The 25,265-nt window shown below is 41.6% G+C and carries 29 protein-coding genes and 1 riboswitch; of the genes, 10 read left to right on the plus strand and 19 right to left on the minus strand.

The window, feature by feature from the left end:
* Positions 1 to 752: 752 nt before the first annotated feature.
* On the minus strand, positions 753 to 1,628 hold the full coding sequence (locus tag ABD010_RS06260) for a nucleotidyltransferase-like protein (protein ID WP_343811279.1): 876 nt from the start codon (positions 1,626 to 1,628) through the stop codon (positions 753 to 755).
* A 126-nt stretch (positions 1,629 to 1,754) separates the two neighbouring features.
* Here ABD010_RS06260 and ABD010_RS06265 point away from each other — a divergent pair, with 126 nt between their 5' ends.
* On the plus strand, positions 1,755 to 2,153 hold the full coding sequence (locus ABD010_RS06265; RefSeq protein ID WP_343811281.1) for a YgzB family protein: 399 nt from the start codon (positions 1,755 to 1,757) through the stop codon (positions 2,151 to 2,153).
* An 85-nt stretch (positions 2,154 to 2,238) separates the two neighbouring features.
* Here ABD010_RS06265 and perR read toward each other — a convergent pair whose 3' ends face one another.
* The 5 genes from perR to ABD010_RS06290 all read right to left on the minus strand — a co-directional run bounded on the left by perR (position 2,239) and on the right by ABD010_RS06290 (position 5,431).
* Positions 2,239 to 2,688 carry a peroxide-responsive transcriptional repressor PerR gene (gene perR / locus ABD010_RS06270; RefSeq protein ID WP_390350819.1) on the minus strand — a complete coding sequence of 150 codons (450 nt, stop codon included), beginning with the start codon at positions 2,686 to 2,688 and terminating at the stop codon, positions 2,239 to 2,241.
* 172 nt (positions 2,689 to 2,860) lie between these two features.
* Positions 2,861 to 3,418, minus strand: a complete 558-nt coding sequence (locus ABD010_RS06275) for a cob(I)yrinic acid a,c-diamide adenosyltransferase (protein WP_343811285.1) — start codon at positions 3,416 to 3,418, stop codon at positions 2,861 to 2,863.
* Positions 3,419 to 3,420: 2 nt separating this feature from the next.
* Positions 3,421 to 4,371 carry a D-2-hydroxyacid dehydrogenase gene (locus ABD010_RS06280; RefSeq protein WP_343811287.1) on the minus strand — a complete coding sequence of 317 codons (951 nt, stop codon included), beginning with the start codon at positions 4,369 to 4,371 and terminating at the stop codon, positions 3,421 to 3,423.
* A 103-nt stretch (positions 4,372 to 4,474) separates the two neighbouring features.
* Positions 4,475 to 4,942, minus strand: coding sequence for a thioredoxin-dependent thiol peroxidase (gene bcp / locus ABD010_RS06285; protein ID WP_343811289.1), 468 nt, complete (start codon positions 4,940 to 4,942; stop codon positions 4,475 to 4,477).
* A gap of 51 nt (positions 4,943 to 4,993) precedes the next feature.
* The gene (locus tag ABD010_RS06290) at positions 4,994 to 5,431 is read right to left on the minus strand and encodes a potassium channel family protein (RefSeq protein ID WP_343811291.1); all 438 of its coding nucleotides are present in this window, start codon (positions 5,429 to 5,431) and stop codon (positions 4,994 to 4,996) included.
* 305 nt (positions 5,432 to 5,736) lie between these two features.
* Between ABD010_RS06290 and ABD010_RS06295 the strand changes: the two genes are divergently transcribed.
* Positions 5,737 to 7,032, plus strand: a complete 1,296-nt coding sequence (locus ABD010_RS06295; RefSeq protein WP_343811293.1) for a glutamate-1-semialdehyde 2,1-aminomutase — start codon at positions 5,737 to 5,739, stop codon at positions 7,030 to 7,032.
* Positions 7,033 to 7,268: 236 nt separating this feature from the next.
* Here ABD010_RS06295 and ABD010_RS06300 read toward each other — a convergent pair whose 3' ends face one another.
* From ABD010_RS06300 to mutY, 4 genes are all read right to left on the minus strand, one after another.
* Positions 7,269 to 9,035 (minus strand): ABC transporter ATP-binding protein, encoded by a 1,767-nt coding sequence (locus tag ABD010_RS06300; protein WP_343811295.1) that lies wholly within the window; start codon positions 9,033 to 9,035, stop codon positions 7,269 to 7,271.
* Between the two features lie 204 nt (positions 9,036 to 9,239).
* The gene (gene ntdP / locus ABD010_RS06305; protein WP_343811297.1) at positions 9,240 to 9,767 is read right to left on the minus strand and encodes a nucleoside tri-diphosphate phosphatase; all 528 of its coding nucleotides are present in this window, start codon (positions 9,765 to 9,767) and stop codon (positions 9,240 to 9,242) included.
* A 220-nt stretch (positions 9,768 to 9,987) separates the two neighbouring features.
* On the minus strand, positions 9,988 to 10,161 hold the full coding sequence (locus ABD010_RS06310) for a gamma-type small acid-soluble spore protein (RefSeq protein WP_343811636.1): 174 nt from the start codon (positions 10,159 to 10,161) through the stop codon (positions 9,988 to 9,990).
* A 128-nt stretch (positions 10,162 to 10,289) separates the two neighbouring features.
* Entirely contained in the window at positions 10,290 to 11,366 is a 1,077-nt protein-coding gene (mutY, locus tag ABD010_RS06315; RefSeq protein WP_343811300.1) for an A/G-specific adenine glycosylase, read from the minus strand.
* 91 nt (positions 11,367 to 11,457) lie between these two features.
* Here mutY and ABD010_RS06320 point away from each other — a divergent pair, with 91 nt between their 5' ends.
* Positions 11,458 to 12,444 (plus strand): metal-dependent hydrolase, encoded by a 987-nt coding sequence (locus ABD010_RS06320; RefSeq protein ID WP_343811302.1) that lies wholly within the window; start codon positions 11,458 to 11,460, stop codon positions 12,442 to 12,444.
* 180 nt (positions 12,445 to 12,624) lie between these two features.
* On the opposite strand, the gene ABD010_RS06325 is transcribed toward ABD010_RS06320, so the two are convergent.
* Complete coding sequence (locus ABD010_RS06325; protein ID WP_343811304.1) at positions 12,625 to 12,960, minus strand: YfhH family protein; 336 nt, start codon at positions 12,958 to 12,960, stop codon at positions 12,625 to 12,627.
* A gap of 91 nt (positions 12,961 to 13,051) precedes the next feature.
* On the opposite strand from ABD010_RS06325, the gene ABD010_RS06330 reads away from it, so the two are divergent.
* Complete coding sequence (locus tag ABD010_RS06330; RefSeq protein WP_343811306.1) at positions 13,052 to 13,711, plus strand: SDR family NAD(P)-dependent oxidoreductase; 660 nt, start codon at positions 13,052 to 13,054, stop codon at positions 13,709 to 13,711.
* 179 nt (positions 13,712 to 13,890) lie between these two features.
* Positions 13,891 to 16,080: a choice-of-anchor J domain-containing protein gene (locus ABD010_RS06335; protein ID WP_343811309.1), complete on the plus strand. Its 2,190-nt coding sequence runs from the start codon at positions 13,891 to 13,893 to the stop codon at positions 16,078 to 16,080.
* 111 nt (positions 16,081 to 16,191) lie between these two features.
* On the opposite strand, the gene ABD010_RS06340 is transcribed toward ABD010_RS06335, so the two are convergent.
* The 3 genes from ABD010_RS06340 to recX form a co-directional block, all read right to left on the minus strand.
* Complete coding sequence (locus ABD010_RS06340) at positions 16,192 to 16,740, minus strand: CBO0543 family protein (RefSeq protein ID WP_343811311.1); 549 nt, start codon at positions 16,738 to 16,740, stop codon at positions 16,192 to 16,194.
* 148 nt (positions 16,741 to 16,888) lie between these two features.
* Entirely contained in the window at positions 16,889 to 17,359 is a 471-nt protein-coding gene (locus ABD010_RS06345; protein ID WP_343811312.1) for an acyl-CoA thioesterase, read from the minus strand.
* 190 nt (positions 17,360 to 17,549) lie between these two features.
* Positions 17,550 to 17,773, minus strand: a riboswitch (cobalamin riboswitch).
* 36 nt (positions 17,774 to 17,809) lie between these two features.
* On the minus strand, positions 17,810 to 18,628 hold the full coding sequence (recX, locus tag ABD010_RS06350; RefSeq protein ID WP_343811314.1) for a recombination regulator RecX: 819 nt from the start codon (positions 18,626 to 18,628) through the stop codon (positions 17,810 to 17,812).
* Positions 18,629 to 18,747: 119 nt separating this feature from the next.
* Between recX and ABD010_RS06355 the strand changes: the two genes are divergently transcribed.
* The 5 genes from ABD010_RS06355 to ABD010_RS06375 all read left to right on the plus strand — a co-directional run bounded on the left by ABD010_RS06355 (position 18,748) and on the right by ABD010_RS06375 (position 22,113).
* A complete protein-coding gene (locus ABD010_RS06355) occupies positions 18,748 to 19,647 on the plus strand; it encodes a TIGR01777 family oxidoreductase (RefSeq protein WP_343811316.1) in 900 nt (299 codons plus the stop codon).
* 41 nt (positions 19,648 to 19,688) lie between these two features.
* Positions 19,689 to 19,817, plus strand: coding sequence for a YfhE family protein (locus tag ABD010_RS06360; RefSeq protein WP_343811318.1), 129 nt, complete (start codon positions 19,689 to 19,691; stop codon positions 19,815 to 19,817).
* 401 nt (positions 19,818 to 20,218) lie between these two features.
* Complete coding sequence (locus tag ABD010_RS06365; RefSeq protein ID WP_343811320.1) at positions 20,219 to 20,428, plus strand: PLD nuclease N-terminal domain-containing protein; 210 nt, start codon at positions 20,219 to 20,221, stop codon at positions 20,426 to 20,428.
* Complete coding sequence (locus ABD010_RS06370; RefSeq protein ID WP_343811322.1) at positions 20,429 to 21,337, plus strand: ABC transporter ATP-binding protein; 909 nt, start codon at positions 20,429 to 20,431, stop codon at positions 21,335 to 21,337.
* Positions 21,337 to 22,113 carry an ABC transporter permease gene (locus ABD010_RS06375; protein ID WP_343811638.1) on the plus strand — a complete coding sequence of 259 codons (777 nt, stop codon included), beginning with the start codon at positions 21,337 to 21,339 and terminating at the stop codon, positions 22,111 to 22,113. Before ABD010_RS06370 ends, ABD010_RS06375 begins: the two co-directional genes overlap by 1 nt.
* Before the next feature lie 29 nt (positions 22,114 to 22,142).
* Here ABD010_RS06375 and ABD010_RS06380 read toward each other — a convergent pair whose 3' ends face one another.
* From ABD010_RS06380 to ABD010_RS06400, 5 genes are all read right to left on the minus strand, one after another.
* A complete protein-coding gene (locus tag ABD010_RS06380) occupies positions 22,143 to 22,844 on the minus strand; it encodes a hypothetical protein (RefSeq protein ID WP_343811324.1) in 702 nt (233 codons plus the stop codon).
* A 3-nt stretch (positions 22,845 to 22,847) separates the two neighbouring features.
* A complete protein-coding gene (locus ABD010_RS06385; protein ID WP_343811326.1) occupies positions 22,848 to 23,702 on the minus strand; it encodes an ABC transporter ATP-binding protein in 855 nt (284 codons plus the stop codon).
* Positions 23,703 to 24,068: a GntR family transcriptional regulator gene (locus tag ABD010_RS06390; RefSeq protein ID WP_343811328.1), complete on the minus strand. Its 366-nt coding sequence runs from the start codon at positions 24,066 to 24,068 to the stop codon at positions 23,703 to 23,705.
* Positions 24,069 to 24,213: 145 nt separating this feature from the next.
* Complete coding sequence (locus ABD010_RS06395) at positions 24,214 to 24,393, minus strand: type II toxin-antitoxin system antitoxin (RefSeq protein WP_343811330.1); 180 nt, start codon at positions 24,391 to 24,393, stop codon at positions 24,214 to 24,216.
* Between the two features lie 10 nt (positions 24,394 to 24,403).
* A complete protein-coding gene (locus ABD010_RS06400; protein WP_343811332.1) occupies positions 24,404 to 25,249 on the minus strand; it encodes an SPFH domain-containing protein in 846 nt (281 codons plus the stop codon).
* Positions 25,250 to 25,265: the final 16 nt, after the last annotated feature.

A 25,265-nucleotide genomic window follows, 5' to 3' on the forward strand; every position in this document is an offset into this window, starting at 1 on the left:
CAGCGTTCGTCCTGAGCCAAGATCAAACTCTCCATAGAAAACTCACTTTTGGTTCTTTCAAAAGTGTAGTTGAACTTGTGCAAATAAGAACCGCTTCTAATTTGCCATAGAAAGTTGATATACGATTGACACCAATCAACCATATTTGAATTCTTAGCTTTGTAAATTGAATCCAGGGGAAAGCATTTGCTTTCGTCCTGTTTCGCTAATCCAGCTCCAGCGCTCAGCGACTAGCGGACTTCCCTCACCTCCGTACGATAAGTCAACATCGATTCACTTGCGTTCATCGTGTTTCCTTTATCTCCTGCGGTTCAGTCCAGTCCGTACGTCGCTAACCGAGCGCTTACGCTTTTTTATTGACATACTGGTTGTTTTGTTCAGTTTTCAAAGAGCAAATTTGTTGCGCCGCTTCAAAACAGCGACTTGACTAATATATCACCTTTCAAAAACAATGTCAATAATTAATTGAAGTTTTTTTGAAAGAAGTGTGTTGCCTATCTAAGCGCAACGATATTCAATATATCATGATATTCTCTTCAAATCAAGAGAAAATTTCATCATGTTTCGCCGTCAAAAATCGCTCTGAATTTCAACAGCGAATATTACTTTATCATGCCTCATTTTCAAAGTCAATATTATTTTTTCAGCCAATCCAAAATTAAGACTGAAAGCTATGGTATCAATGCCATAGCCTTCATTGCTGTTCCAACCATATATTCATATGCTGTCTAAACTTCTGTTGTGCAACAATATTATAAAGCAGACTTGTATTTCAATTGGTAAACGCCAGCACCTTTTGTTGGAGCCAATTCAGTTTCCAATAAACCTTTTTCATGCAGATACATCAGCATTGCGGCAAGATCAAGCACATATGGCGATACCGCCGGCTGTTGCTTTAATTCCTCATACGACCATGCTGCATCCTTTGTTCGGATAATATCGAGTAAATGTTTTGCGGACACTTCCGCTCTGGTGCTGATGGCAAAATCTGCCGCCAGTATCATCAGCTTGATACGTTGTTCAATATCCTCTTCACTTTCGATCAGCTCTTCATACAACTTATATACCTCAGGATCAATCTGCTTCACCTGGTTCCAGAGTGTCACTTCCGGATGGTAGCCCTTTTCAATGACAGCAAGTCTCGCTAAATAATGAAGCGAATGCACCATTCTGCTGTAAGCGTCTTTAAGCTGGTTTGATTCATGAAGCTCTTTCACTTCATTATAACTTTTGACCAGCTTTCCAAATTCCATTGCTTTGCGCAAATTCCTTTTTTCAAACGGGAACGTTCTCAATTGGTTCTTCAGATCAGCAATATAACCGTTGCGGTCAAAAACAACTTTTCCATTAATCACCCATTCAACTGCTTTACGATAACCACTTGTATCAATCCATTCCATCAACCGTTTCTCTTCCACGATGTGCATGGCTGCTGTCTTTTCATCGTCAAGTTCATAATGTTTCACAAACCAATCCTGTTTTGCATCATCACTCACAATAATAAGCAGAATCACATCAAAATTATCGGTGATTGGACTGTTTGGTTTCATTTTTTCAATAATCACGATGCCCAACGTGCCGGATTCACTGGCACGCTCCTGATAAATAGGTCTCAGTAAATCTTCCATTTTGATTACTCCTCCATTAACCTCAATATTATATAATTCGTTATATTTTTGTGAAATCCTTTTTTTGAGGTCAAAAAAGCTGTTGAAATATGCTATACTGTCAATGAAATACTAAGGAGGACAATCATGGCACAGCAGCAATTAGTCTATTCAAGCAAAATAAATAAAATCCGTTCTTTTGCACTGCTCCAGGTGTTCATTGGTTTTGCCTTTATGTACGGTGGCATCCTGTCCAAAAAAATTGAATGGCTGATGGCCATATTTATGATAGTTGGCTTGCTATTTGTCATTTTCAGCTGTGTTGTTTATTTTTGGATTGGCATGCTGTCAACCAAGGCGGTACCCATTGTCTGCCCAAGCTGTGAGAAACCGACCAAAATGCTTGGACGTGTTGATGCATGTATGCACTGCAAACAGCCATTAACCCTGGACAAAGACCTTGAAGGAAAAGAATTCGATGAAAAATATAATACACGTAAATATCGTAAAGAAGCAAAAAGGAAGGCAAAAGAATACAAAAAATAAAAAAGCCCGCCAACAAGGCGAACTTCCCAAATAGCAATAAAGCCGGATGCCCACTCAGGACATCCGGCTTTTAATATTATAATCATTAGTGCTTTTGTGTTTCAAGCTGTTGGCAATCTTCGCACTTACCGTAAATCTCCATTCTATGATGACTTACTTCAAATCCGGTTACTTGTTCTGCCAGTGATTCCACTTCATCCAGCGTCGGATAATGGAAGTCCACTATTTTACCGCACTCATCGCAAATAATATGATAATGCTCTGTCGTGTTGCAGTCAAAGCGGCTGGAAGAATCACCATAAGTCAGTTCACGGACGAGACCGATTTCACGTAATACACGCAGATTATTATATACCGTCGCAACGCTCATATTCGGGAATTTTCCTTCGAGCGCTTTATAAATATCATCGGCTGTCGGGTGAACCATTGTATTAAGAAGATACTCAAGAACCGCATGACGCTGTGGTGTTATCCTGACGCCTGAATTTTTCAGTGTATCGATTGCCTCACGAAGTCTCTGTTCAGACACCGTCATGCACCTCACTTTCATTTATTATAATAAAGCCTTATTCATTCTTATTTTATAATTCTTATAAATAGTGTACCTTCCTGAAGAGCTTTCTGTCAATATAAGTATATTGAACCAATAAAAAAATCATGCGTAAAAAAACAAATGATTCGTTTACAAATCATTTGTTTTTTTATCTTTAAATATCAGCTTTCAACGGAATCTCCGTTCCCTTCAGACTTTGATTCACATATCTTGCTGCTACAAACAGAAAGTCTGACAAACGGTTCAAATAGGACACGACCAGCGGGTTCTCCAGCTCATCGCCCATACCAACTGCAGTCCGCTCCGCACGTCTTGCTACCGTTCTTGCAGTGTGCAATGCACTGGAAGCACTGTGACCTGATGGCAGGATAAAGTTTCGTAACGGCTCAAGGCTCTTATCCCACTCATCTATTTGATCCTCAAGTTCCTGAATATACTCCTGTTTCAACTTCCACTTCACTTCTTTGTCCTTTGGGGTTGCCAGCTCTGCCCCGACATGGAATAAAATGGTCTGAATCCGGTGCATTTTTTCAAGAAACGCTTCCTTCTTGTCCCATTCCTCATTTTCCAGAAAACTTAGTGCCAGTCCTATCATCGAATTGGTTTCATCACATGTGCCGTATGCTTCAACACGCAAATCATTCTTCGGTACGCGCTGGCCATAAATTAACGAAGTCGTCCCTTTGTCCCCTTTTCGTGTATAAATTCGCACTCTTAATACCCCCTGGTTACATCTATTTTATTTACGTACTCGTCACGATTTTCCAGATATGTGTGAAGGTTTTGTTCAAAAATCTCCAGCGCACGTTTCTGATACATTGGTGAACTGCCTGATATGTGCGGAGTTACAGTAATGTTCTCCTCTTTCCAAAAAGGATGGTCTGACGGCAGTGGTTCTGTTTCAAACACATCCAGTACCGCATGGGCAATCTCTTCCTCCCTGATGGCCTTTAGAATGACATCACTGCTCACTGCATCACCACGCCCCATGTTCAAAAATACTGCATGGTCAGGCAACAGCTGAAAATCTTCATAGCTAAAAAAATGTCGTGTTTCGGATGTGCTTGGCAATACAGAAACAACAATATCCGCTATAGGCAAAATGCTTTTCAAGTCACTGTTGGTGTACGTTTCATCAATATTATCAACTGTCTTTCCACTTCTGGAGATGCCATAGGTCGTCATGCGAAATGCTTTTGCCAGACGTGCGACCTCACCGCCAATTGCACCTGCCCCAACGATAAGCATTGTTTTTCCTGTTAATTCCTGCAATCGAACTGTCTTGTCCCACTTACCGGCGTGCTCATTCTCAATTATCACTTTGGCCTGACGGTATACCTGGAGGAGCATGGAAATTGCATATTCCGCCATTTGATACTTGTGAATTCCTTTCGCGTTTGTTACCAAAATCCCTTTTTCCTCAATTGTTGCTAAAGGCATTTCTTCCAAACCTGCAGAAATGACCATAATCCATTTTAATCGGGATGCACATCCCACCAATTCGGGTGTGAGATCCTGTCCATACGTAATCAATATGTCAGCATCATCCAAATGCTGTTCTGCCTCCTCCATCCTGTCACAAAAAATAAATGCGACATCCGGATATTTATCGTTCAGTGCTTGTTTATGTTTATCCGATAGTTTTGCTGACGACAGGATAACCAAATACCATTCCTCCTCATGTTTGTTTATAAGGTCTAGCCTTAATTATACTTCCTGACGTTACAAAATAAAAGCAGCCCCACATCAAAGGACTGCTTTTGAACAATTACTGGTTATCACGGATGGCCTGCAGTGCTTCTTCCACATGCCCGTCCACTTTTACTTTACGAAATTCTCTTTGAATATTGCTGTCCGGATCAATAATAAATGTCGACCGTTCAATGCCATAATATTCTTTGCCGAAGTTTTTCTTCAGCTTCCAGACGCCGTATGCTTCGGCAACTTTATGATCTTCATCAGCCAACAGCAGAAATGGAAGATCATGCTTATCAACAAATTTCTGATGCCGCTCGATCGGATCAGGGCTTACACCAATGATGATTGCATCCAATTCACTGAAGCTTTCCTGTGCATCACGGAATTCACAAGCTTCTGTAGTACACCCCGGCGTCATATCTTTCGGGTAAAAATACAAAACTACCGATTTTCCTTTAAAGTCTGACAGGCTAACCTCGTTTCCATCCTGATTCGGCAAGGTGAAATCAGGTGCCTGGTTACCTACTTCAACACTCATAGATTTATCCCTCCATGCAAATTTCACTTATCCTTACTATAGCACATCAATTTATCTGTCTCTATCTTTCTGATTAGACTGGACAAGCCTGAGTACAAAAGCAGTTGGCAGGATATAGCCGATCAGTGCCTGGATCAACGCAATCAGTCGCCCAATACCAATTGGTGTTATATCACCATACCCAATCGTCAGCAATGTTACCCCGCTGAAATACATCGAATGAATCAGTGAAGCAATAATACTGACTTCCCGCAATTCTCCATTTTCCACAAGAAGAATCTGATTGATGGACAGGATAAAATATATCAACCCAAACCCAATAATAACCGTAAAATAAACGACTAATAATGTATAAAAAATTTCAGCAGAAAACCTGCTTTCACGCAAGTGCAGATTGACGCGATATCTCCCGCCGCGAATAAATTGGATAAGGCTCCACACCATTATTCCACAAATACCGCAAATGAACAGCCATGATAAAATTCCCATATAATCCCCCGCTTAACCTATACATATGCTTATCCAACCGATGATTTGCCAATATTTTGATGGATGTTAGCGTGTTGCGGTCGTAAATCGGGTGCTGCCTGATTCAGATTCGGCTCGCTCGATTGCGTGGTCTGCCTGCTTGAACTTTTGGTAAGTGTAAAATGTACAAGCCATCAATTTTTGATATAGTAGAAAGTGGTTTTAGAAACTTGGTTGTCACCAAGCCTTTAGGTGACATCCTTATGCAGTAAGATGGTTTTTTACTTTATTATCTACCAAAAAAGCTAATCGGGAGGCATTATTAAATGGACTTTTCTAAATCAAAGGAATTACATAACGAAGCATTGGAGCATATTGTCGGCGGAGTAAACTCCCCTTCACGCGCATACAAAGGTGTTGGAGGCGGCACACCTGTTTATATGGAACATGCGAAAGGCGCGTACTTCTGGGATGTGGACGGTAATAAATACATCGATTATCTGGGGGCATACGGTCCAATCATAACTGGGCATGCTCATCCGCATATCGCAGAAGCCATATCATATGCTGCGAAAAATGGGGTTTTGTATGGGACTCCAACCCGTCTCGAAAACAAATTTGCCAAAATACTTAAGCAAGCCATTCCCTCACTGGAAAAAGTCCGCTTCGTCAACTCGGGTACAGAAGCGGTTATGACCACTGTCCGTGTTGCACGTGCGTACACCGGACGGAACAAACTGATCAAATTTTCCGGATGTTATCATGGTCACTTTGATTCCGTATTGGTTGAAGCCGGATCTGGTCCGGCGACTCTGGGCACGCCGGACTCGGCAGGAATTCCGGAATCCGTTGCGTCAGATGTCATAACCGTTCCATTTAACGACCTTGAAGCATTCAAAGCTGCGATGGAACGATGGGGTAATCAGATTGCAGGGGTGTTGGTTGAACCGATTGTTGGTAATTTTGGTATCGTTGAACCCGAAGCAGGATTTTTACAGGCTGTAAATACTATCACCCATGATGCCGGCGCCCTCGTTATATATGATGAAGTCATCACAGCATTCCGCTTTACCTATGGAAGTGCCCAGCAAGTGTACGGAATCGAGCCGGACATGACTGCGATGGGTAAAATCATTGGCGGCGGGCTGCCAATCGGCGCATATGGTGGGCGAAAAGATATTATGGAACAGGTTGCCCCGCTTGGACCGGCTTATCAGGCAGGCACGATGGCCGGAAACCCTGCTTCCATGGCAGCTGGAATTGCTTGTCTCGAAGTTTTGCAGGATGTTGGTGTTTATGAAAAACTTAATGATCTTGGCAAGCGGTTGGAAGAAGGAATTCTAAATCAGGCAAGCCAATATGATATTCCAATTTCTGTAAATAGATTATGTGGGGCACTGACCGTCTATTTTGGCAGCGGCAGGATTTCCAACTATGAACAGGCTGAAGCAAGTGATGGTGACGCCTTTGCGGAGTTTTTCCGCCTGATGCTGGAGCAGGGCATTAACCTCGCACCATCAAAATTTGAAGCGTGGTTTTTAACGACAGAACATACAGAAGCGGACATCGACCAAACGATTGAAGCTGCAGGCAAGGCTTTCCGCACAATGGCAAGCAGATAATCAAACGTTTGAACAAGAGCACCCTTCGATTATGGAGGGTGCTTTTTGTATGATTTATGGCTTTATCAGTCAGCTTAGGGGGTTTATCAGTCACTTCCCTGAATTTATCAGTCAAATTAGAGGGTTTATCAGTCAATCCAGATTGTTTATCGGTCACTTTGTCAGTTTTATCAGGATTTCACTTCACCCAGCGCATATAAAAACCCCCCTGCACTTTTGCAGAGGAGTTCACATACTCACAGTTCCATTTGTTCCGGGTTGTCCAGGTTCTGAACCTGGTACAAATCATAATAACTTCCTTTACGTGCCATCAGCTCTTTATGTGAACCGATTTCCTGAATCTCACCGTTTTCAATCACCACAATCCGGTCGGCATGTGTGATGGTTGCCAGCCGGTGCGCAACGATAAATGTCGTACGGTCGGATGCCAGTTTTTCCATCGCTTCCTGTATCGTGTGTTCACTCTCCAGGTCAAGTGCTGATGTTGCTTCGTCAAAAATCAGGATTGGCGGATTCTTCAAAAACACACGGGCGATGGCTATCCGTTGTTTTTGACCGCCCGAAAGTTTGACCCCACGTTCACCAACCAGCGTGTCATAGCCATACTGCAAATCGTTAATAAAGTCATCTGCATTTGCCGCTTTGGCAGCCGCAACCACTTCATCATCAGTCGCATCAGGGTTTCCCATACGAATGTTCATGGAGATGGATTCGCTGAATAACGTATTATCCTGCAGAACCATCCCAATGTTATCGCGCAACGAACGGGCCTGTACATCACGGATGTCCATACCATCCACTTTGATGGATCCATCTGTTACATCATAAAATCGTGGTATCAGACTGATCAGTGTCGACTTGCCCCCGCCACTCATTCCGACAAATGCAATCGTTTCACCTTCTTTTACATTCAGACTGACATTTTGTAATACGGACGGTTCGGCTTCCTCGTATTGGAAAGAAACATTTTCAATATCGATTTGCCCGTTAACACGTCCAAGTTTCGTTGCATCCTCTTTATCGACAATGTCATACTTCTCATTCATAAGTTCAAAAACCCTGTCAATTGATGCTACCGATTGTGTCAGCACCGTAGAAGAGCTGATCAGGCGGCGTAATGGACTGTACACGCGTTCCATGTAGCCGACGAATGCAACCATCGTACCCAACGTCAGGTCCCCGTTTATTACGGAATAACCCGCAAAAGCAATAACCAGTAATGGCGCAAGGTCTGTAATAGTATTCATGACCGCAAATGTTTTGGCATTCCAGTTTGTATGATTCAACGCTTTTTGCAGGAAGTTTTCGTTACGAACATCAAATTGTGTCTGTTCATAATCTTCCAGTGCAAAACTTCTGGTGACCGGGATGCCCTGCACCCGTTCATGCAAGTGACCCTGCACTTCCGCCAATGATTGGGATCGTTCCCTTGTCAGGTTCCGCAGCCTTCCATAGAAAAATTTGACAGAAAACCCATAGAACGGGAACAAAATAATAGCTACCAATGTCAGCCACGGATCCAGTGTCAGCATAATAACGATTGCGATTAAGATCGTAATCATATCCAGCCAGATGTTCATTAGACCGGTTAAGACAAAAGTCTTTGTTTGTTCGACATCATGTATTACCCGGGAAATAATTTCCCCGGTTTTTGTCTGAGAATAAAATCCCAGACTCAATTTTTGGATGTGATCAAACAGCTTATCCCTTATGTCATAAAGGATTGTGTTCCCTACCCATTGCGCCAGGTATTGTCGAAAATATTCTATCGGCGGTCGCAAAACAAGGAATATTACAAACGCTCCGCCCATCAGCCAGAATAAATCATTCAATTTTTCAGCATCCGACAGATCTTCCGCGTGAATGATTTCATCAATGACATATTTCAAAATCAACGGAATCAACAGCGGGATTGCAAATTTGGCAATACCGACGATAACCGTCCAAAATATTTTCCATTTATATGGTTTAACGAAAGATAAATATTGCTTAATACTGCTCATTATGTCGCATCCTTATAAAAGTAGTGAATTCCGAAAAGAAAAGCCTTGCTACTTTATTGTAACAAGGGACTCTTTATTAATTACATATTGCATTATAAATCGTTCAACACCCATATTCAACGAATTGAATTATATGCCGGTCAAAGAAGGAGTATCTTTACCATAAGAGTGAATGAAAAAACCAATTAGTTGCTGTCTAACTCGTTACCTGTACGTTAAATACCGCTCATACCATTTATCAATGAAATCAGCCGCAAACGGACCTTTGCCCTGCCTGATCCAGTGAAGCAGTATACGTACGTTTTTCCACAAAATTCCATCCAGTACATACGGATAGTTCATCACTGCTTTATGCTCTTCATACTCATCTTCATCAAGCAAGTCCCATGTCATATCAGGATATACCTTTACATCCAGATCATAGTCTATGTACTTCAATGCTTCCTGATCAAAAATAAACGGCGAGCTGATATTGCAGTAATAATATATCCCATCAGTACGGAGCATTCCGATAATATTAAACCAATATTTGGAGTGAAAATAACTTATTGCCGGCTCACGTGTCGTCCAGGTTCTGCCATCGCTTTCTTTAACCGATGTTTTATCGTTCGCACCAATGACAATCATTTCCGTGCCTTTCAATACAAGGCTGCTTTCCCACACCCGATGTAATTGCCCATTATGCTTATAACTTTGTATCTGCATGACCGAGCCTGCTTCTGGACTAACCATCCTATCGTCCTTTCTATAATTTAAACGAAAAGTTTGTCTTTATATTATATAGGCAACTGTACCATTTATAAAGCAATACTTCTCAAAGAAAATATCTAAAAAATGAAAATGGATGGTATTGGACCACGTTGCGTGTCGGTTTGTCCGTTTCGTGAAAAAACATTAAAAGAGCCCCCTGAGGAAGGGGGGCTCTAAATGCTTAAAATCGGGGATAGGCAAGTTACTTTTTCTTTTGCTGAGATTTTTGATTCTGCTTTTTCACTTGTTGTGCATTTGTTTGTTCGGATGCAAATTCAGTACCGTACTGACCTTGCCCTTGAGCTGCTTGTTGATTTTGTTTCTTTACTTGCTGAACGTTTGTTCCTGCAGCTGACTTTTTAGGTTGTTTAGCCATCAGTATCACCTCCGCAGCCCTTAATTTGTCCAGTACACAAGTTTTTATCCTCACTTCTAGGAAGTAAAACTTAACCGCATCTGGATAAAAATGGGAAACGACTGCAATATCGAACATGCGTCATAATCCTATTCCCCGCGTATATATTTCATCATTTTCTGGTGTGAAACAGGAAAAGGAAAATCATTCAGTCCGGTTTGGTCAACAAACTGGATTCGTTCATCACGAAGCTCAGCAGTTTCTGTGGTTGCTTCCAAAATTTCAAGCTGCCAGATAATATGAGAAAACACGTGTTTCAATTCACCCTTTTTTTCATTCAGCCTAATCGTCAAGCCATATTCCATTTCAACCCAATTTTCTATATGATCCATGCCTATTTCTGCCGATGGAACCATTGGGAATTGATAAAGGTTGGCAAGTAATCCGTCGCCCGGACGTTTTTCAATAACGTATTGATTTTTTTCATTCCTGATCAGGAGTACCACATATGGGACTCTTTTCTGCTTTTTTGCTTTTGACTTCACTGGCAATTGCTCTTCCACGCCATCTGCATATGCCTGGCAGTGCTCCTGAACCGGGCAGAACATACACATTGGTGATTTTGGTGTACAGATTAGGGCACCCAATTCCATCATTCCCTGATTAAAGGAAGATGGATCTACCGTGGAAATCAGTTCATCCACATACTTTTCAAATTGTTTCTTAATTTTGGGCAGTGCAATATTGTCCTCTATTTTCAATATTCGTGACAACACTCGCATTACATTGCCGTCAACCGCTGGCACAGGCTGCTGGAACGCAATGGACAGAATGGCACCTTTTGTATATGGACCAACGCCTTTTAATGCACCGAGGTCTTTTTCATTTGCTGGAACTTTACCATTATAATCTGCCACAACTTCACGAACAGCGTTTTGCAGGTTTCTTGCACGGGAATAGTATCCAAGACCTTCCCATGTTTTCAGTACATCCTGCTGATCGGCATTTGCCAAATCAGACAGTGTGGGATACTTCTCAATAAATTGATTAAAATATGGGATAACCGTATCAACTTTTGTTTGTTGGAGCATGATTTCGGAAACCCATACCTTATAGGGATCCTTATCCTCGCGCCAGGGGAGATCCCGTTTATTCGATTGATACCAACCGATTAAATCTTGCCGGAATGATGGAATATCAATGTTTTCCAATGCTTTCTCGTTCATGTTGAAACACCCTTTATGGTACAATTAATTAATGGAAACGTTTTTTGATAAACGCGAATTTTGTCGAGTTTTCTGAGGAGGACCTTAACTTATGGATACTGGTACCCATATTGTTATGGGAATTGCACTGGGTGGACTTGCTACACTGGACCCTGCCGTCCACAATGATCCTGTTTTATTTAATGCAGTGCTTGCAGGAACCATCGTCGGTTCACATGCACCCGATTTTGATACAATTTTAAAACTGAAAAATAATGCTGTATATATTCGCCATCACCGCGGTGAGACACATTCCATACCGGCCGTTATGATGTGGGGGATTTTGATAGCTGGTATCATCCACATATTTGTCCCGCAAGTTGACTTCCTGCACTTGTGGGCCTGGACATTTCTGGCAGTTATCCTCCATGTGCTGGTTGATATTCCCAATGCATATGGAACCCAGGCATACCGGCCCTTTACGAACAAATGGATAGCTAAAGGATTTATTAATACCTTTGATCCCTATATTTTCTTTCTGCATGTAGCTGGAATCGTTGCCTGGCTGCTTGGTGCCAATCCGGGTTACACGTTTTTAATCATTTATACCGTCATTATTCTGTACTACATTAAACGGTATATTGATAAACGGGAGATTGTCCGAAAAATTATGGATTACTTCCCGGATACAACCCAAATTGCAACATCACCGACCATTAAGCAAAATGAATGGCGTGTTGCCATTACAGCTGAAGATAATTTTTATGTAGGCACAGTGAAAGACAGACATATTGAAATCGTTGATGAATTTCAAAAAATTCCATTGCCGGAAAATGAACTGATGGAAATGGCAAAAGACGATAAAAATGTTTCGGCGTTCCTGTCGTTCTCACCCGTCTACAGATGGGAAATCAATGACTTTGATGATTTTACCGAAGTTCGCTTCATTGATTTACGGTACAGGTCAAATCATTATTACCCCTTTGTTGCCGTTGTTCAGATTGATGACAACATGCGAAAAATGAATTCATATACCGGATGGATTTTTTCCGAGCATAAGCTTCAGCGTAAACTGGACGTAGGAGATAATCCGGTTTAATTTGGACTTCGGTAAAGTGTTTATAAAATTGAAATGGTGCATTCAGTCGCTTCGGAAATATACTTCGCTTTACGCGAGCGGCTGTTGAGCCTCCCGCTGGAGTCTACGTATATTTCCTACACTAGTTTACCCTGAATTTTTTGTTCAAGATATACAATTTCAATATGTCCCCGCCAGGTTTTATTTTTCCACTTTGTCACCCAGCAATGAAATTGGAATTGCTTCTTCTTTTTCATACGTTTCATCCAGAAGGTTGATCCGGTGTCCCCATGCGAAAACACCATTTATATAATTTATTTTGAATCGGTGTCCGGGATCGCCTTTCATTTCATGAACATCTGATCCCTGAAAGTCATCTGGGTTCAGCATGTATGCCATAGCCACCTGCATTTTTCGCTCATAAATGGCTACTTCACTGACATTCCCCACTTGTTCAGCCTTCAGAGCCTTCTCTTTAAATTTACCAATTTCTTCACGCAGTTGTTCCAATGAATAGTCACTGTATCGGTAATCCATTATAATCACTCCTCTCCCTAACAGTTTACATTTTACCAATAGTTTAGGAGAATGGAAATAATGATACTCATTAATTTAGGAGGAAAAGTATATGCCAACAGTAGCAATTACTGGTGCGGGCAGTGGTCTTGGACGGGCGCTTGCCCTAAAATATGCCAAAAGCGGCTGTAAAATTTTTTTGCTGGGCAGAACGGACACGAAGCTGCAAATCGTTCAAAAACAGATTATGAACGATGGAGGAAATGCGGAAGTAATTTTATGCGATGTTCAGGAACCAGCTTCAGTCAGCATCGCCTTTCAGCAAATAGGTGAACTCGATATCTTCATCAACAATGCAGGGGTTGGTATTTTTGGCCCAGTGGAGGATTATACGGTAAGTGACATTGAACATACATTAAATACCAATATAAAAGGAACCATTTTAACCGTACAATCTGCCCTGCCATTGATCCGAGCAAGCAAAGGACGAATACTTACAATAATCTCTACAGCCGGTCTGCGCGGTAAAATGAACGAATCGATTTACTGTGCAAGCAAATTTGCCGTTAAAGGATTTACGGAAAGTTTGCAGAAGGAATGGGAAAATGACCCAATTTCGATTACAGCCGTTTACATGGGCGGCATGAATACGCCGTTCTGGGACAATTCTACACATATAACGGACACGTCCGGACTAAAAGGTCCTAAACCAGTGGCTGACCAAATTTTTGATGAAGATGATGGTCGAAAGGAAATCATAATTGACAAATAGAAAGATGCAGCTGGTACTTGCCGGCTGATTTTTTTATCGATTTATAGGTAAAAATACCTATTTGTTACAATGAATTTGTCTAAAAATCAGATAGTTAGTACTTTTTACCCACAGGAATTCAGTCCCCTTTTCGAGAATTAAGTAGTGTAAAGAAAAAACTTGTCGAAAGGGGTTATACAATGAAGAATTGGCGTATGATGGTTGCCGCTGTATTACTGGCCATTCCGGTCAGTTTTGCTGGATTTGGGGCAGATTCAGCCGCAGCAGCAAGTGACGGGAAGCCTGATCCGGTTGATATCGGTGATGAGCTGAGAAATCAGAATGTGAAGGAAGCAAATTTTGATAAATCTTCCATCCCATTCAGTACATTCAGCAAGGTGCAGTCTGAGCCGTATGAACCTGTACCGGGGACAGAGAAATTATGGGTTGCCCTCGATCAGACAAAAAACAAATACTACCTGAAGCCTTTTACACTAAAGGCAGTTGGTGAACATGCAGAGATCTGGGTAGCGAATGATCGCAAATTCCCACAGGAAAACCGGAACGATTCGATTCAAATTACCCAGGAGCAAATTGATTACATCCTTTCTGAGGTAGACAATAACATTTATCCGACAGATACAGAATTTTTTGGTACACCCGATTCGCTCAGCGGTGAAAATGCAATGCTGGAAAGTAGTTTAGGAGAAAATTATTACGTCAGTCAGAATCACAGCGACCGCAGCATTATTCTAATTGATAACATCAAAGACGAAAACTACTATGATCCTGAATTTCCAAGTTATGTAGCAGGATTCTTCTCCCCAGTGCTTGAAACATACACAAACCGCAACATTATCACCGTAGATTCATATGACTGGGCTAATCGTGTCGGGGATAACGCTGCCAATGCAAATCTGTATGAAGGCACCGTTGCACACGAATACCAGCACTTGATCCACGCAGACAATGATGCCGATGAAGAAACATGGATCAACGAAGGCATGTCAGACTTTGCGGAATACCTAGTTGGTTATGGACACCCGGAAGGTCATGTTCAGTCATTTGCAGAAAAACCGGAAAACTCCCTGGTTGCCTGGGAAGATCAGGGCCCACGGGAAGTCCTGGCTGACTATGGAAACGCATACTTGTTTCAATTATACTTAAATGATCATTTCGGCGGAAAATCATTTATTCAGGATCTGGCCAAGAATAAAAAACCTGGCATTAAAGGGGTAAATGATGCACTAAAAACAGCCGGTTATGATAAAACTTTCGAGGATGTATACCGGGATTATCAAACCGCACTTGTCCTGGATGAAGAGCGCAAATTCGATGGAAAATATGGTTTTGAAAGCATTGACTTTACGGTGAACACAGGCACCAAACAGGCCTATGCATCTGAAGGGGCACCTGCCTGGGGAACGGATTTCATTGAAATGCCGAAGAAGGACGATGCTAAATTGTTATTTGATGGAATAGATTTTCTGCCATTGCAATGGAAATCGGAAAAGGATCCAAAAGACTCCGCCAACAATGTATTATGGGGCGGAACTGGTTCGCTGGCGGATAATTCTCTAATCAAAGAATTCGACCTGTCCAATACACAAAATCCGAAACTTACTTTCGACACCATGTACAACATTGAATCCACCTGGGATTACGGATTTGTACAGGTTTCCACTGATGGCGGTGAAACATGGACATCACTTGCCAATGACAATACAACGGATGAGGTCAATTCGAGTGCTCATCCAAAAATCAAATCGAATGTTCCTGGGTTTACTGGCTCATCTAACGGATGGACAACTCAATCGTTTAACCTTAGCAAGTATGAAGGTCAAAAAATAATGATTGCCTTCCGCTATGTAACCGACTGGGCTTCACAAAAAGATGGCTGGTATATTGATAACATCAGTGTGGATGCAGTGAACTTCAGCAATGACGGCAGCAGCACCGATGATTTCAAAAGCTTGGATGAAGTGCAGAAAAACTATGTTGACTATCTCATCTCCATTATTGAAATTGAGGAAGACGACGGTGAAAAAGAATATGACGTGAAGGAAATCAATCCACTCAATTTCACAGATGACGATATGAAAAAAATTAAAGAAGAGATAGAAAGTGATGACGATGAAAGGGTCATCATGACAGTAACTTACGGTGCACCGGATGACGGACTAAACAACGTTGATTACAGTTACAAGCTTCGTGATGAAGATGAACGTGACGATGATGACAGATGGGACGATGACGATGATCGCGACGACGACCGCTGGGACGATGATGATGACCGCTGGGACCATGACAACGGTGATCGCGACGATGACCGCTGGGACCGTGACGACGATGATCGCGACAACGATCGTTGGGACCATGACAGAAGATAATGACCGGGTAATCGCAGAAGAATCAATATCTGGTATACATCATTGATTCTCATTAATAAAATGGCAACTGACCATGTGTGAATGGTTAGTTGCCATTTTTTCTAACGCGGGTTAGTCTCTTAACGGAGCAAATTTTCCCCTTCTACTCACAAAGTCCGCAAGCAAATAAAGAACAACTTGAATGGGAAACGAGTAAATATAATTCCAATGCAGCGGTTCATACAGTCCCATCCAATCCAATAATGGCAGCCCGATAAAGGAAGTAAACGCCCCCAGCACCAGTGCCTTTACGAAGGGATTGGCGTACGGTTTAATCCGTAATAAAGCCATTACCAAAGTAGGAACAACCAGTAAATCCCAGGGGAGGTAAGTGTTGATTGAAGGGAATACTTCATATCTGTAATCCCATAAACCAAAAAAAACTCCTATTAAATCGAGACATGTTGCGACAAGCGCAGTGAAAAAGCCAGCGAAAAGCAATCGGTTTCCGCTCTCATTCCTTGTCAGCTGATAGCAGCCCCATAAACAAATAAGAATAATTACTATTCCCAACCACCATCTCCAGGTAAACAAAATATGGTCAAGCCAAATTTGAAATTTTTCCTGGTGTGCAAATCTAAAAAGCATCGAATTTTTCTCAAAAACTGTTTGCGTATCCAACGAATCCACTCTCCTATTTTTATAATATCCAATCTAACAGGTTTTATGAGCGGAATTCCCGTACCATTTTCGAATTGGTACGAAATATGTGTTGGATTCATTTTAAAAAAGTGCATTTCTATACCAATTTCGTGATCAAGGGTAAAAGTTATTGCGCCACAACACGGCGTTTTCGATTTTCTTTACGAACAGGCGCTGATTCATACCACTGCTTTTCTTCCTCCGAGACCGGATATACCCCAGGAACCGGTATTGGTTTTCCGGCATCATCCACGGCAACCATCGTTAAGAAAGACTCTGTTGTCAGTTGTTCGGTGTGATGAATCAAATCGTTTGCTGTCACTTTTACATACACTTCCATCGAACTACTCCCGGTATATGTTACATAAGCCTCTAATGTCAGAGAGTCCCCCACCTTTGCCGACGAAAGAAAGTCCACTGAATCAATCGATGCGGTAACAACGGCACTTTTGGCATGCCGCATCGTTGTCAGTGCGGCAATTTCATCAATATATGCAAGAACTTTCCCGCCAAAAATCGTATCCAGATGGTTAGTATCCGGCGGTAGCACAAGTCTTGTCTGTATTGTTTTCGTACTGCTGATTGGTACCTTTTCCATTTTTAAAACCTCCAATCTTAGAAAACTTGGCTGTCACCAAGCCTTTAGGTGACGGTCTTAGTTGCAGTTATATTTTATAATTATCTGCCAATAAAAAAAGCCCTCTATGAAGGCTGTGAGCACAATCTATTTGCACCGGAGTACTAATCCAATGTAAGTTCGCGCAACACCCTCCTATCTCCCGTAGGAAAAAATGTTCTTCCTTATGGCAGGTCTCCTGGCTCAGCATCATTGACGGTTCTCTATTTCCTTCCCGTTCCTTTTGAACAGTGGATTAAAGCTGACTGGATGTTTCCGAAAAATACAGTCAGTCGATAGAGATGTCTCAGCAATACAGTGGCGGGACCGCGCTGGATTTTCACCAGCTTCCCTTTCAGCCTTGTTACCAAAGGCACCATAAGGCATTTTATTCAAATTCAATACATGTCTATTTTAGCACATCACTGGTTATCATTCATTATTAGTATCATATTCATCCAAAAACTGCTTGATTTGATCGATGGAAAATCCTTTCCGGTAAAGTCCTTCTTTTATTTTATTACGCAGTTCATAACCGGACGTTTTTTGCCGGTGCTTGCGCAAAAGCTTCTCACCCTGCTTGACCAGTGCATCCCACTCAGCAGCATCATCCTTCCTTTCATCCACATCAGCCAAGACATCCTGAATCACATCCTGCGTAAAACCTTTTTGCATCAATGTTCCCTGTAATTGCTGCACTTGCTGTTTGAACGATTTATTTTTGCTGCCGTTTAATTTTTTGCCGACCCATTTTTCAGCCCGTTCATATTGAATGGCGTACGTATACAGATTAATAGCTTCTTCCGCAGTTCCCGGTGTGACACCTTTTTCAAGAAGTTCTTTTTTTACCAGCTGCGGACCTTTGCTTGTCGTCTCAATTCGGGTGCGGACAAATGCTTCCGCAAACTGTTTATCATCGACCAATTTTTCGTTAATCAGCTTATCCATTATTTGCTTAATATGCTCAGCATCAATTTCTTTTTTGACAAGATAATCATAGATTTCTTTTTCTGTTCGCATCCGGTAGCTTAAAAAATGGATAGCAAGGGTATATGATTTATGCAGTGTATCTTTCCGGACAAGTGTGGAAACCATGATATCATCGAGTTCAAGATTTTTTCGCAGCCTGTACTCAATTAAAATCGATTCATCCACACTAAAGCCGTATTTTTCACCTTGACCATCATCCAAAAAGATATTATAACGATCACTGCGTTTTTGCTGCGTCGTGATCCGGGTAATTTTCGCCATTGCATTTCCCCTCCCCTTTTTGCTTTATTTTATCATGAAAAAATCCCTTTACACCACGAAACGGATAAATATTACTGTATAATAGATTATAATAAATGCTGTATTTTAAGGAGTGAGAAATGTTGAATATACTGATTACAGGCGGCACCGGATTTGTTGGGCAGCACCTTACAAGCACTTTAACTGCAAAAGACCATCATGTATTTATTTTGACCCGTTTCCCTGACTATCATATTGACAAAGACCGTACTACATACATAGCGTATGACCACCCGATTAGCAAGCTTCCGACAATACATGGTGTCATTAACCTGGCAGGTGATTCCCTGTTTGGCTACTGGTCCAAACAGAAAAAGGATGCAATTTATAAAAGTCGTATGGAAACGACACAATTTTTGATTGACCTGATGAAACAGCTGGAGAAAAAACCGGATATTTTCATCAGCGGATCAGCTGTAGGCTATTATGGAATGTCAAAGGATTTAATGTTTACCGAGCAAACGGCTAAACACGGTGATGACTTTTTGGCCGGGGTAGTAACGGAATGGGAGAAAACCGCAAGTCAGGCTGAAACAATGGGAATTCGGACTGTTTATTCCCGCTTTGGCGTCATTTTAGGTGAAGATGGTGCATACCCATTAATGCGTATGCCAGTTAAAATGTATGCTGGCGGTAAAATTGGCAATGGTGAGCAATGGTTATCCTGGATCCATATAGAAGATGTTGTACAACTCATGTTATTTTGCCTTTTTAATGACCACATTTCCGGTCCCGTCAATTTTACAGCACCGGAACCACGGCGCAATAAAGAATTTACCAAAGAATTGGCTGGCATTCTTAAACGTCCATACTGGCTGCCGGCACCTGCCTCACTTATCCATACTGTCCTCGGCGATATGGGAAAGCTGATAACAAAAGGGCAGTATGTTCTTCCAGGGAAGGCACTCGAGTACAATTTCCAATTTTTATTCCCGGATTTGAAGGCAGCACTGATGCAGCTGGAAAGGGGTATAAAATAAATTCCGGCGGACAATCCTAATGGTAAAGTGAGGGATTCCATATGAATAAAAAAACGAAAAATCACCGGGAAAAAATTTTATCCAAAACCCAGGAAGTCCACTATCAAAAGGAATTCAAACGGGCAGACCAAGTGTATAATCAACTTTCCCAAAAAGGAAACCGCCATTAAGGTGGTTTCTTTTTTATGGTTCTCTGTAATATATTCGTGTTTTCATACGGTATATTCGCTAATCGAGGCAGGATATTCGCGGTAATGCCTTCTATATTCGCGTTTTTGCGTATGATATGCCCGTTTTTTCCATGTAACCATTTTTTTCAACAATTCTTATCCACAAATTATTCACCGATTGTGCATAACCGCCAAACACATTTCCACAGCAACTCAACTTATGAACAGGTTGCCTGTGCATAAAATCGGTTTATCCTGTGAATTGTGTGGACAAATCAGGTGATAGCTTATGAACCGCAATTTTTATCTGTGGACAAATGTGTTGATGAATTATTTTTCTTTTCAATAGAACCTTTTTGTTGTTACGTTCGTATATAGACTAGAAGAAAGGAGTGAAATCGATGGATAAAGTTGCTCTTTTATCGGACATCAACTGGGCGGTCATTGCCCCGATAATTGTTATTCAGCTGATCCTGTTTATTGTTGCATTAATTGATCTTATTCGTATTGACAGAACAAATGGACCAAAGTGGATGTGGATTCTTATTATTCTCTTTATCAATATTATCGGACCAATCGTTTATTTCATATTTGGAAGGAGACAACAATAAATGTCCTTGCTTACCGTAAATGAACTGACCAAAAGATATGATGATAAACTTGCAGTAGACCATATTAATATTCAATTTGACCCGGGAAAATGTGTTGCACTAATTGGCCCGAACGGTGCTGGTAAAACAACGACATTACGCATGTTGTCGGGATTGATTAAACCGACCAGTGGTAAGGTTTCATTTGAAGGGATGGGGCAGCATGATGATATACGCAGATTGATCGGTTACCTGCCACAATACCCGATTTTTCACACGTGGATGACTGGCAAGGAATTTCTTATATATGTCGGACGCCTTGCATTCCTGTCAAAAGAAGAAGCAACCAAACGGACCAATGAATTACTAAAGCTGGTTGGATTGGAGGATGCTGTCAATAAACGGATTGGCAAATATTCTGGCGGTATGAAACAACGTCTTGGCATTGCCCAGGCCATTATTCATCATCCGAAAATTTTAATGCTGGATGAACCGGTAGCATCGCTCGACCCTATCGGCCGTCGGGATGTATTAAGCCTGCTCGAAACATTAAAGCAGGAAATGACCATATTATTTTCAACGCATATTTTGAGTGATGCTGATGAAGTAAGTGATGAACTGTTGTTGCTCCATGACGGTAAAATTGTTGAATCCGGTTCAATGGATGATTTGCGACAAAAATACCAGACATCGGAAATTGAGCTGGCATTTCAGGATGATCCGGTGACATATCAAAAAACCCTGGAAAAACTGCCGTCCATTGGAACATGCTACCTAAACAAAAACATGCTATTTGTTACGGCGGAGAATATACAACAGGCACGAAAAGAAATCCTTACCAGTGCTGCGCGTGAAGACTGGCCGTTAACATCCTACTCCATTAAGCGTACTTCGCTGGAAGATTTGTTCATGAAGGCGGTGAATAATTGATGCAATGGCTGACAATTTTACAAAAAGAACTGATTGAAAATATCCGTAATGTAAAATGGATCTGGGTACCGCTCATCATGATTTTAATTGCAAGTTTGGACCCTGTTTCCAGTTACTACCTGCCACAAATTATTGATGCAGTTGGAGGAATGCCTGGGGGGACCCCCGAGATTCAGCTGCCCGAATTTATGCCGAGTGATATTATTATGATGAGCTTGTCACAGCTCAGCAGCATCGGTGTACTTGTGATTGTCTTAATTTCCATGGGGACGATTTCCGGCGAACGTAAAAGTGGAGTTTCCGAACTCATTTTGGTAAAACCGGTTTCCTATGTGAACTACATTACAGCAAAATGGGTGTCCATACTGCTGTTGACACTGGCAGCAACATCCCTGGGAATACTGGCAAGCTGGTATTACGTCAATGTGCTGTTCGGTGAATTGTCATTCGGGATGCTTTTAAAAATTATTTTCTTTTACGGATTGTGGATGACCCTTGTAGTATCGTTGTCGATATTTTATAACACCTTGGTCAAAACACCCGGATTAGTGGCATTCCTGACCATCGCATCCATTTTGCTGATGAAGGCAGTCACCACAATATTCGCCCATCTGCTCGAATGGAGCCCGAACAATATTTCCGGTTACATTCACCAAATGATCGTATCAGGCAGTATCCCATCCGAATTAACCGGCGCATCTGTTGTAACAGTCATCATTGTCATATTACTGCTGGTGGCTTCTGTTTTCACCTTTAGAACGAAGCAGCCGATATAAAAGAGGACTGGGCGAACCAGTCCTCTTCCTCATTTCACCTTCACAATCGTAATCTTTCTTAAGAACACAAACGAGATAAGGTAAAGAACGATCCCTATTCCAATCATTTGGTAAAAAAACGTTAAATCAATATCGGCGAACAAATCTATAAAGAAATCAATGATCCAGCCCTTCGCAATACTGATAAGCAATAGTAACACAAGGGTTCCAAGAAAACCGCCGCCGCCTGCAAAGCCATATTTATAGAAGATTAAACCGACAATAAACATAAATGACAGGAAGAAAAACGAAACGGATGTATCAATAACAATCCTGGTATACCACGTATTTTCCAAAAAGTAGGCAAGATGCATAAAGGTAAATGTATCAATCCCTGTCGCTTCCGCAATGCCATTTACTATTTCCTGCAAGACACTTGCCGCAACAGACATGGTGAGTGAGAGTACAAAAAAGAAAATTCCCAGACTGATAAATAAATTTTTACGAGTAGCCCCCATTTTGATCGAGAAAGGCACCGATTCCTTTACGGTTAGAAATCCCAGAATCGCACAATAAACATAGATTGGGGCCGTTAACATAAAATACATAAATCCATCCTCAACACTGGTTAGAAAAATAGCAAATGCAAATGCCACAACTAAAATACTTAACAAAATCGTCCAGAATACAGTAAGCGAGTGGCGAATGTCCGTAACAAAGAAATAAAGTAATCCTTTAATTTGGTTTCCCATTGTTTAAGCCCCCTTTTTTTCAGTTAAATGGATCATTAATTCCTGAATCGGGATTCCTTCTGCCGTCAACCCGGCTGATTGGGCCTGCTTCATATCAGCGTGTACATAAGCAGTCATCATACCGGCAATTTGCTTTTTCTCAATCACATCTTTGTCAGAAATAAATGCCTCCACTTCATCAGCAGTCCCGGAGACGGCACACGTGCTGTTTCGCAATACTTCCGCTTCCTCTTTCATGACCAGCTTCCCATTTTGCAAAATCAAAATTTCTTCAAACATCAAACTGACTTCATCAATTAGATGTGTAGAAAAAATAATCATCCGCTTTTCGGCCTCAAATTCTTCCAACAGGATGTCATAAAATTTTTTTCTTGCAGCAGCATCAAGCCCAATGTATGGTTCATCAAAAATGGTAATCGGTGCTTTGCTTGCCATACCAACGATAATACCAAGTGCTGACTCCATGCCTTTGGATAGTGCTTTTACTTTGGCATTGGGATTGAGGTTGTATTCCCGAATCAATTCATCGGCAAGCTGCTGATCCCACGTTGGATAAAAATAAGCAAAGATGCGCAGTACATTTTTTATTTTTAAATCACGTTTAAAATTGTTTCCTTCTTTAATTAAACAAATCGACTCAGTCAGGCGCTGATTGTCAAAAGGATTTTCCCCATCAATCAGAATCTCTCCCCCAGATGCCAATATATGACCGGATAAAATATCCATAAACGTTGTCTTCCCTGCCCCGTTACGACCAAGCAACCCGTATATTTTCGGTTCCGCCAGCGTAAACGAGACATGATCAAGTGCATTCGTGTCTTTGTACCGCTTCGACAGGTTCTTCACTTCAATCTTCATTTAATTACCCTCCCTCTTTACCATCTCCAGCAATTCTTCATTACTGATGTTCAATTTGATTGCTTCACTTTTTAAAGGCAGCATGAAATTTTCATAAAATGTTTCTTTTCGTTTTCCGGTTACCAACGCTTTGGCATTTTCCGTAACAAACATCCCTACACCCCTCCGTTTAACTAATATCCCTTCTGCCACAAGCTCATTAATTCCTTTCGCAGCAGTCGCCGGATTTATCTGATAAAATTTAGCAAATTCATTGGTCGACGGCACCCGCTCCCCCGGCTCCACCGATCCATTGATAATAGAGTCTTCCAGTTGTTCTTTAATTTGCTGAAATATCGGCCTGTTCTCATCCAATTTATTCTTCATAAAAAGGCTCCTTAGTTATTCGGTTAATTACTTATGTAACTAACCATATAACCAAACAATCCATTTGTCAAGTAATTTTTTGAAAATTTTTATGATCTTGAACAGAAAAAACTCTGCACTTTCCGACAGTGCAGAGCATCATTAATCAATCTTCGCCTATTTTTTTATCCTGTGATTTGGGCAGGCGTCCAGCTTTTTTAGCCGATTCACGCAGGAGAAATTCCACATGACTATTGACACTGCGGAACTCGTCCTTGGCCCAGGACTGTAATATATCATATAGCTTTGGGTCTATTCGCAGCGGGAAATTTTTCTTTTTGGCCATATAACCCCTTCTATTGGTAAAGTGTTCCGGTATTTACGACTGGTTGTGTGCCATGATCGGAGACAATCGAAACGAGCAGATTGTTGATCATCGCTACACGGCGTTCTTCGTCCAAATCTACTATTCCGTCCTGCTCAAGTTGTTCAATTGCATCCTGAACCATGCCGACAGCACCTTCCACAATCTGTTTACGGGCTGCAATAATCGCGCTTGCCTGCTGACGTTGGAGCATCGCCTGGGCAATTTCGGTGGAATATGCAAGGTGTGTCAGTCTTGTTTCGATGATTTCCACTCCGGCAACCGTCAGCCGATCCTGCAGATCTTTTGCCAGATGACCGGACACTTCCTCAGCATTTCCCCGCAATGTCAGTTCATTATCCGTAAATGTGTCATACGGGTATTTCGTTGCCACTGCCCGTATGGCGGTTTCACTCTGGATTTCCACGAAATTTTCATACCGGTCAACATCAAACACAGCTTTGGCAGAATCAACCACCCGAAACACGATTACAGCAGCAATTTCGACCGGGTTTCCGTTCACATCATTAACCTTCAAACGCTTACTGTTAAAGTTGCGTACCCGGAGTGAAATGGTTCTGCGGATGGAAAATGGAACCGTAATGACAATTCCCTCTTTCCGGATACTTCCCATATACTTTCCGAGAAAAATAACAACCACTGACTGATTGGGCTGGATTAGGGTGACTCCGCTTCCCAATGTAACAGCAAGCACCAGACAGACAGCACCAAGCACAAAATATTCCTGAAAAAAGCTGAACACGGTTACTGCGAGCAAAACAATGATTGCCAGAATGCCGGCAAAACCATTCATCACCCATGCATCTTTTTCACGCATTTGAGCAACACACCTT

Source organism: Virgibacillus siamensis, from assembly GCF_039522605.1.
Classification (GTDB): Bacteria; Bacillota; Bacilli; order Bacillales; family Amphibacillaceae; genus Lentibacillus; species Lentibacillus siamensis.

Bases quoted from the DNA above. Each gene is read 5' to 3' on its own strand.
- ABD010_RS06295 (WP_343811293.1), top strand. From the start codon at position 5,737: ATGGACTTTTCTAAATCAAAGGAATTACATAACGAAGCATTGGAGCAT.
- ABD010_RS06395 (WP_343811330.1), bottom strand. From the start codon at position 24,393: ATGGCCAAAAAGAAAAATTTCCCGCTGCGAATAGACCCAAAGCTATAT.
- ABD010_RS06365 (WP_343811320.1), top strand. From the start codon at position 20,219: ATGGATAAAGTTGCTCTTTTATCGGACATCAACTGGGCGGTCATTGCC.
- perR (WP_390350819.1), bottom strand. From the start codon at position 2,688: ATGACGGTGTCTGAACAGAGACTTCGTGAGGCAATCGATACACTGAAA.
- ABD010_RS06380 (WP_343811324.1), bottom strand. From the start codon at position 22,844: ATGGGAAACCAAATTAAAGGATTACTTTATTTCTTTGTTACGGACATT.
- ABD010_RS06325 (WP_343811304.1), bottom strand. From the start codon at position 12,960: ATGGATTACCGATACAGTGACTATTCATTGGAACAACTGCGTGAAGAA.
- ABD010_RS06355 (WP_343811316.1), top strand. From the start codon at position 18,748: ATGTTGAATATACTGATTACAGGCGGCACCGGATTTGTTGGGCAGCAC.
- ABD010_RS06360 (WP_343811318.1), top strand. From the start codon at position 19,689: ATGAATAAAAAAACGAAAAATCACCGGGAAAAAATTTTATCCAAAACC.
- ABD010_RS06385 (WP_343811326.1), bottom strand. From the start codon at position 23,702: ATGAAGATTGAAGTGAAGAACCTGTCGAAGCGGTACAAAGACACGAAT.
- ABD010_RS06390 (WP_343811328.1), bottom strand. From the start codon at position 24,068: ATGAAGAATAAATTGGATGAGAACAGGCCGATATTTCAGCAAATTAAA.
- ABD010_RS06310 (WP_343811636.1), bottom strand. From the start codon at position 10,161: ATGGCTAAACAACCTAAAAAGTCAGCTGCAGGAACAAACGTTCAGCAA.
- ntdP (WP_343811297.1), bottom strand. From the start codon at position 9,767: ATGGTTAGTCCAGAAGCAGGCTCGGTCATGCAGATACAAAGTTATAAG.
- ABD010_RS06265 (WP_343811281.1), top strand. From the start codon at position 1,755: ATGGCACAGCAGCAATTAGTCTATTCAAGCAAAATAAATAAAATCCGT.
- ABD010_RS06290 (WP_343811291.1), bottom strand. From the start codon at position 5,431: ATGGGAATTTTATCATGGCTGTTCATTTGCGGTATTTGTGGAATAATG.
- ABD010_RS06335 (WP_343811309.1), top strand. From the start codon at position 13,891: ATGAAGAATTGGCGTATGATGGTTGCCGCTGTATTACTGGCCATTCCG.
- ABD010_RS06370 (WP_343811322.1), top strand. From the start codon at position 20,429: ATGTCCTTGCTTACCGTAAATGAACTGACCAAAAGATATGATGATAAA.
- ABD010_RS06320 (WP_343811302.1), top strand. From the start codon at position 11,458: ATGGATACTGGTACCCATATTGTTATGGGAATTGCACTGGGTGGACTT.
- bcp (WP_343811289.1), bottom strand. From the start codon at position 4,942: ATGAGTGTTGAAGTAGGTAACCAGGCACCTGATTTCACCTTGCCGAAT.
- ABD010_RS06300 (WP_343811295.1), bottom strand. From the start codon at position 9,035: ATGAGCAGTATTAAGCAATATTTATCTTTCGTTAAACCATATAAATGG.
- ABD010_RS06260 (WP_343811279.1), bottom strand. From the start codon at position 1,628: ATGGAAGATTTACTGAGACCTATTTATCAGGAGCGTGCCAGTGAATCC.
- recX (WP_343811314.1), bottom strand. From the start codon at position 18,628: ATGGCGAAAATTACCCGGATCACGACGCAGCAAAAACGCAGTGATCGT.
- mutY (WP_343811300.1), bottom strand. From the start codon at position 11,366: ATGAACGAGAAAGCATTGGAAAACATTGATATTCCATCATTCCGGCAA.
- ABD010_RS06330 (WP_343811306.1), top strand. From the start codon at position 13,052: ATGCCAACAGTAGCAATTACTGGTGCGGGCAGTGGTCTTGGACGGGCG.
- ABD010_RS06375 (WP_343811638.1), top strand. From the start codon at position 21,337: ATGCAATGGCTGACAATTTTACAAAAAGAACTGATTGAAAATATCCGT.
- ABD010_RS06345 (WP_343811312.1), bottom strand. From the start codon at position 17,359: ATGGAAAAGGTACCAATCAGCAGTACGAAAACAATACAGACAAGACTT.
- ABD010_RS06400 (WP_343811332.1), bottom strand. From the start codon at position 25,249: ATGCGTGAAAAAGATGCATGGGTGATGAATGGTTTTGCCGGCATTCTG.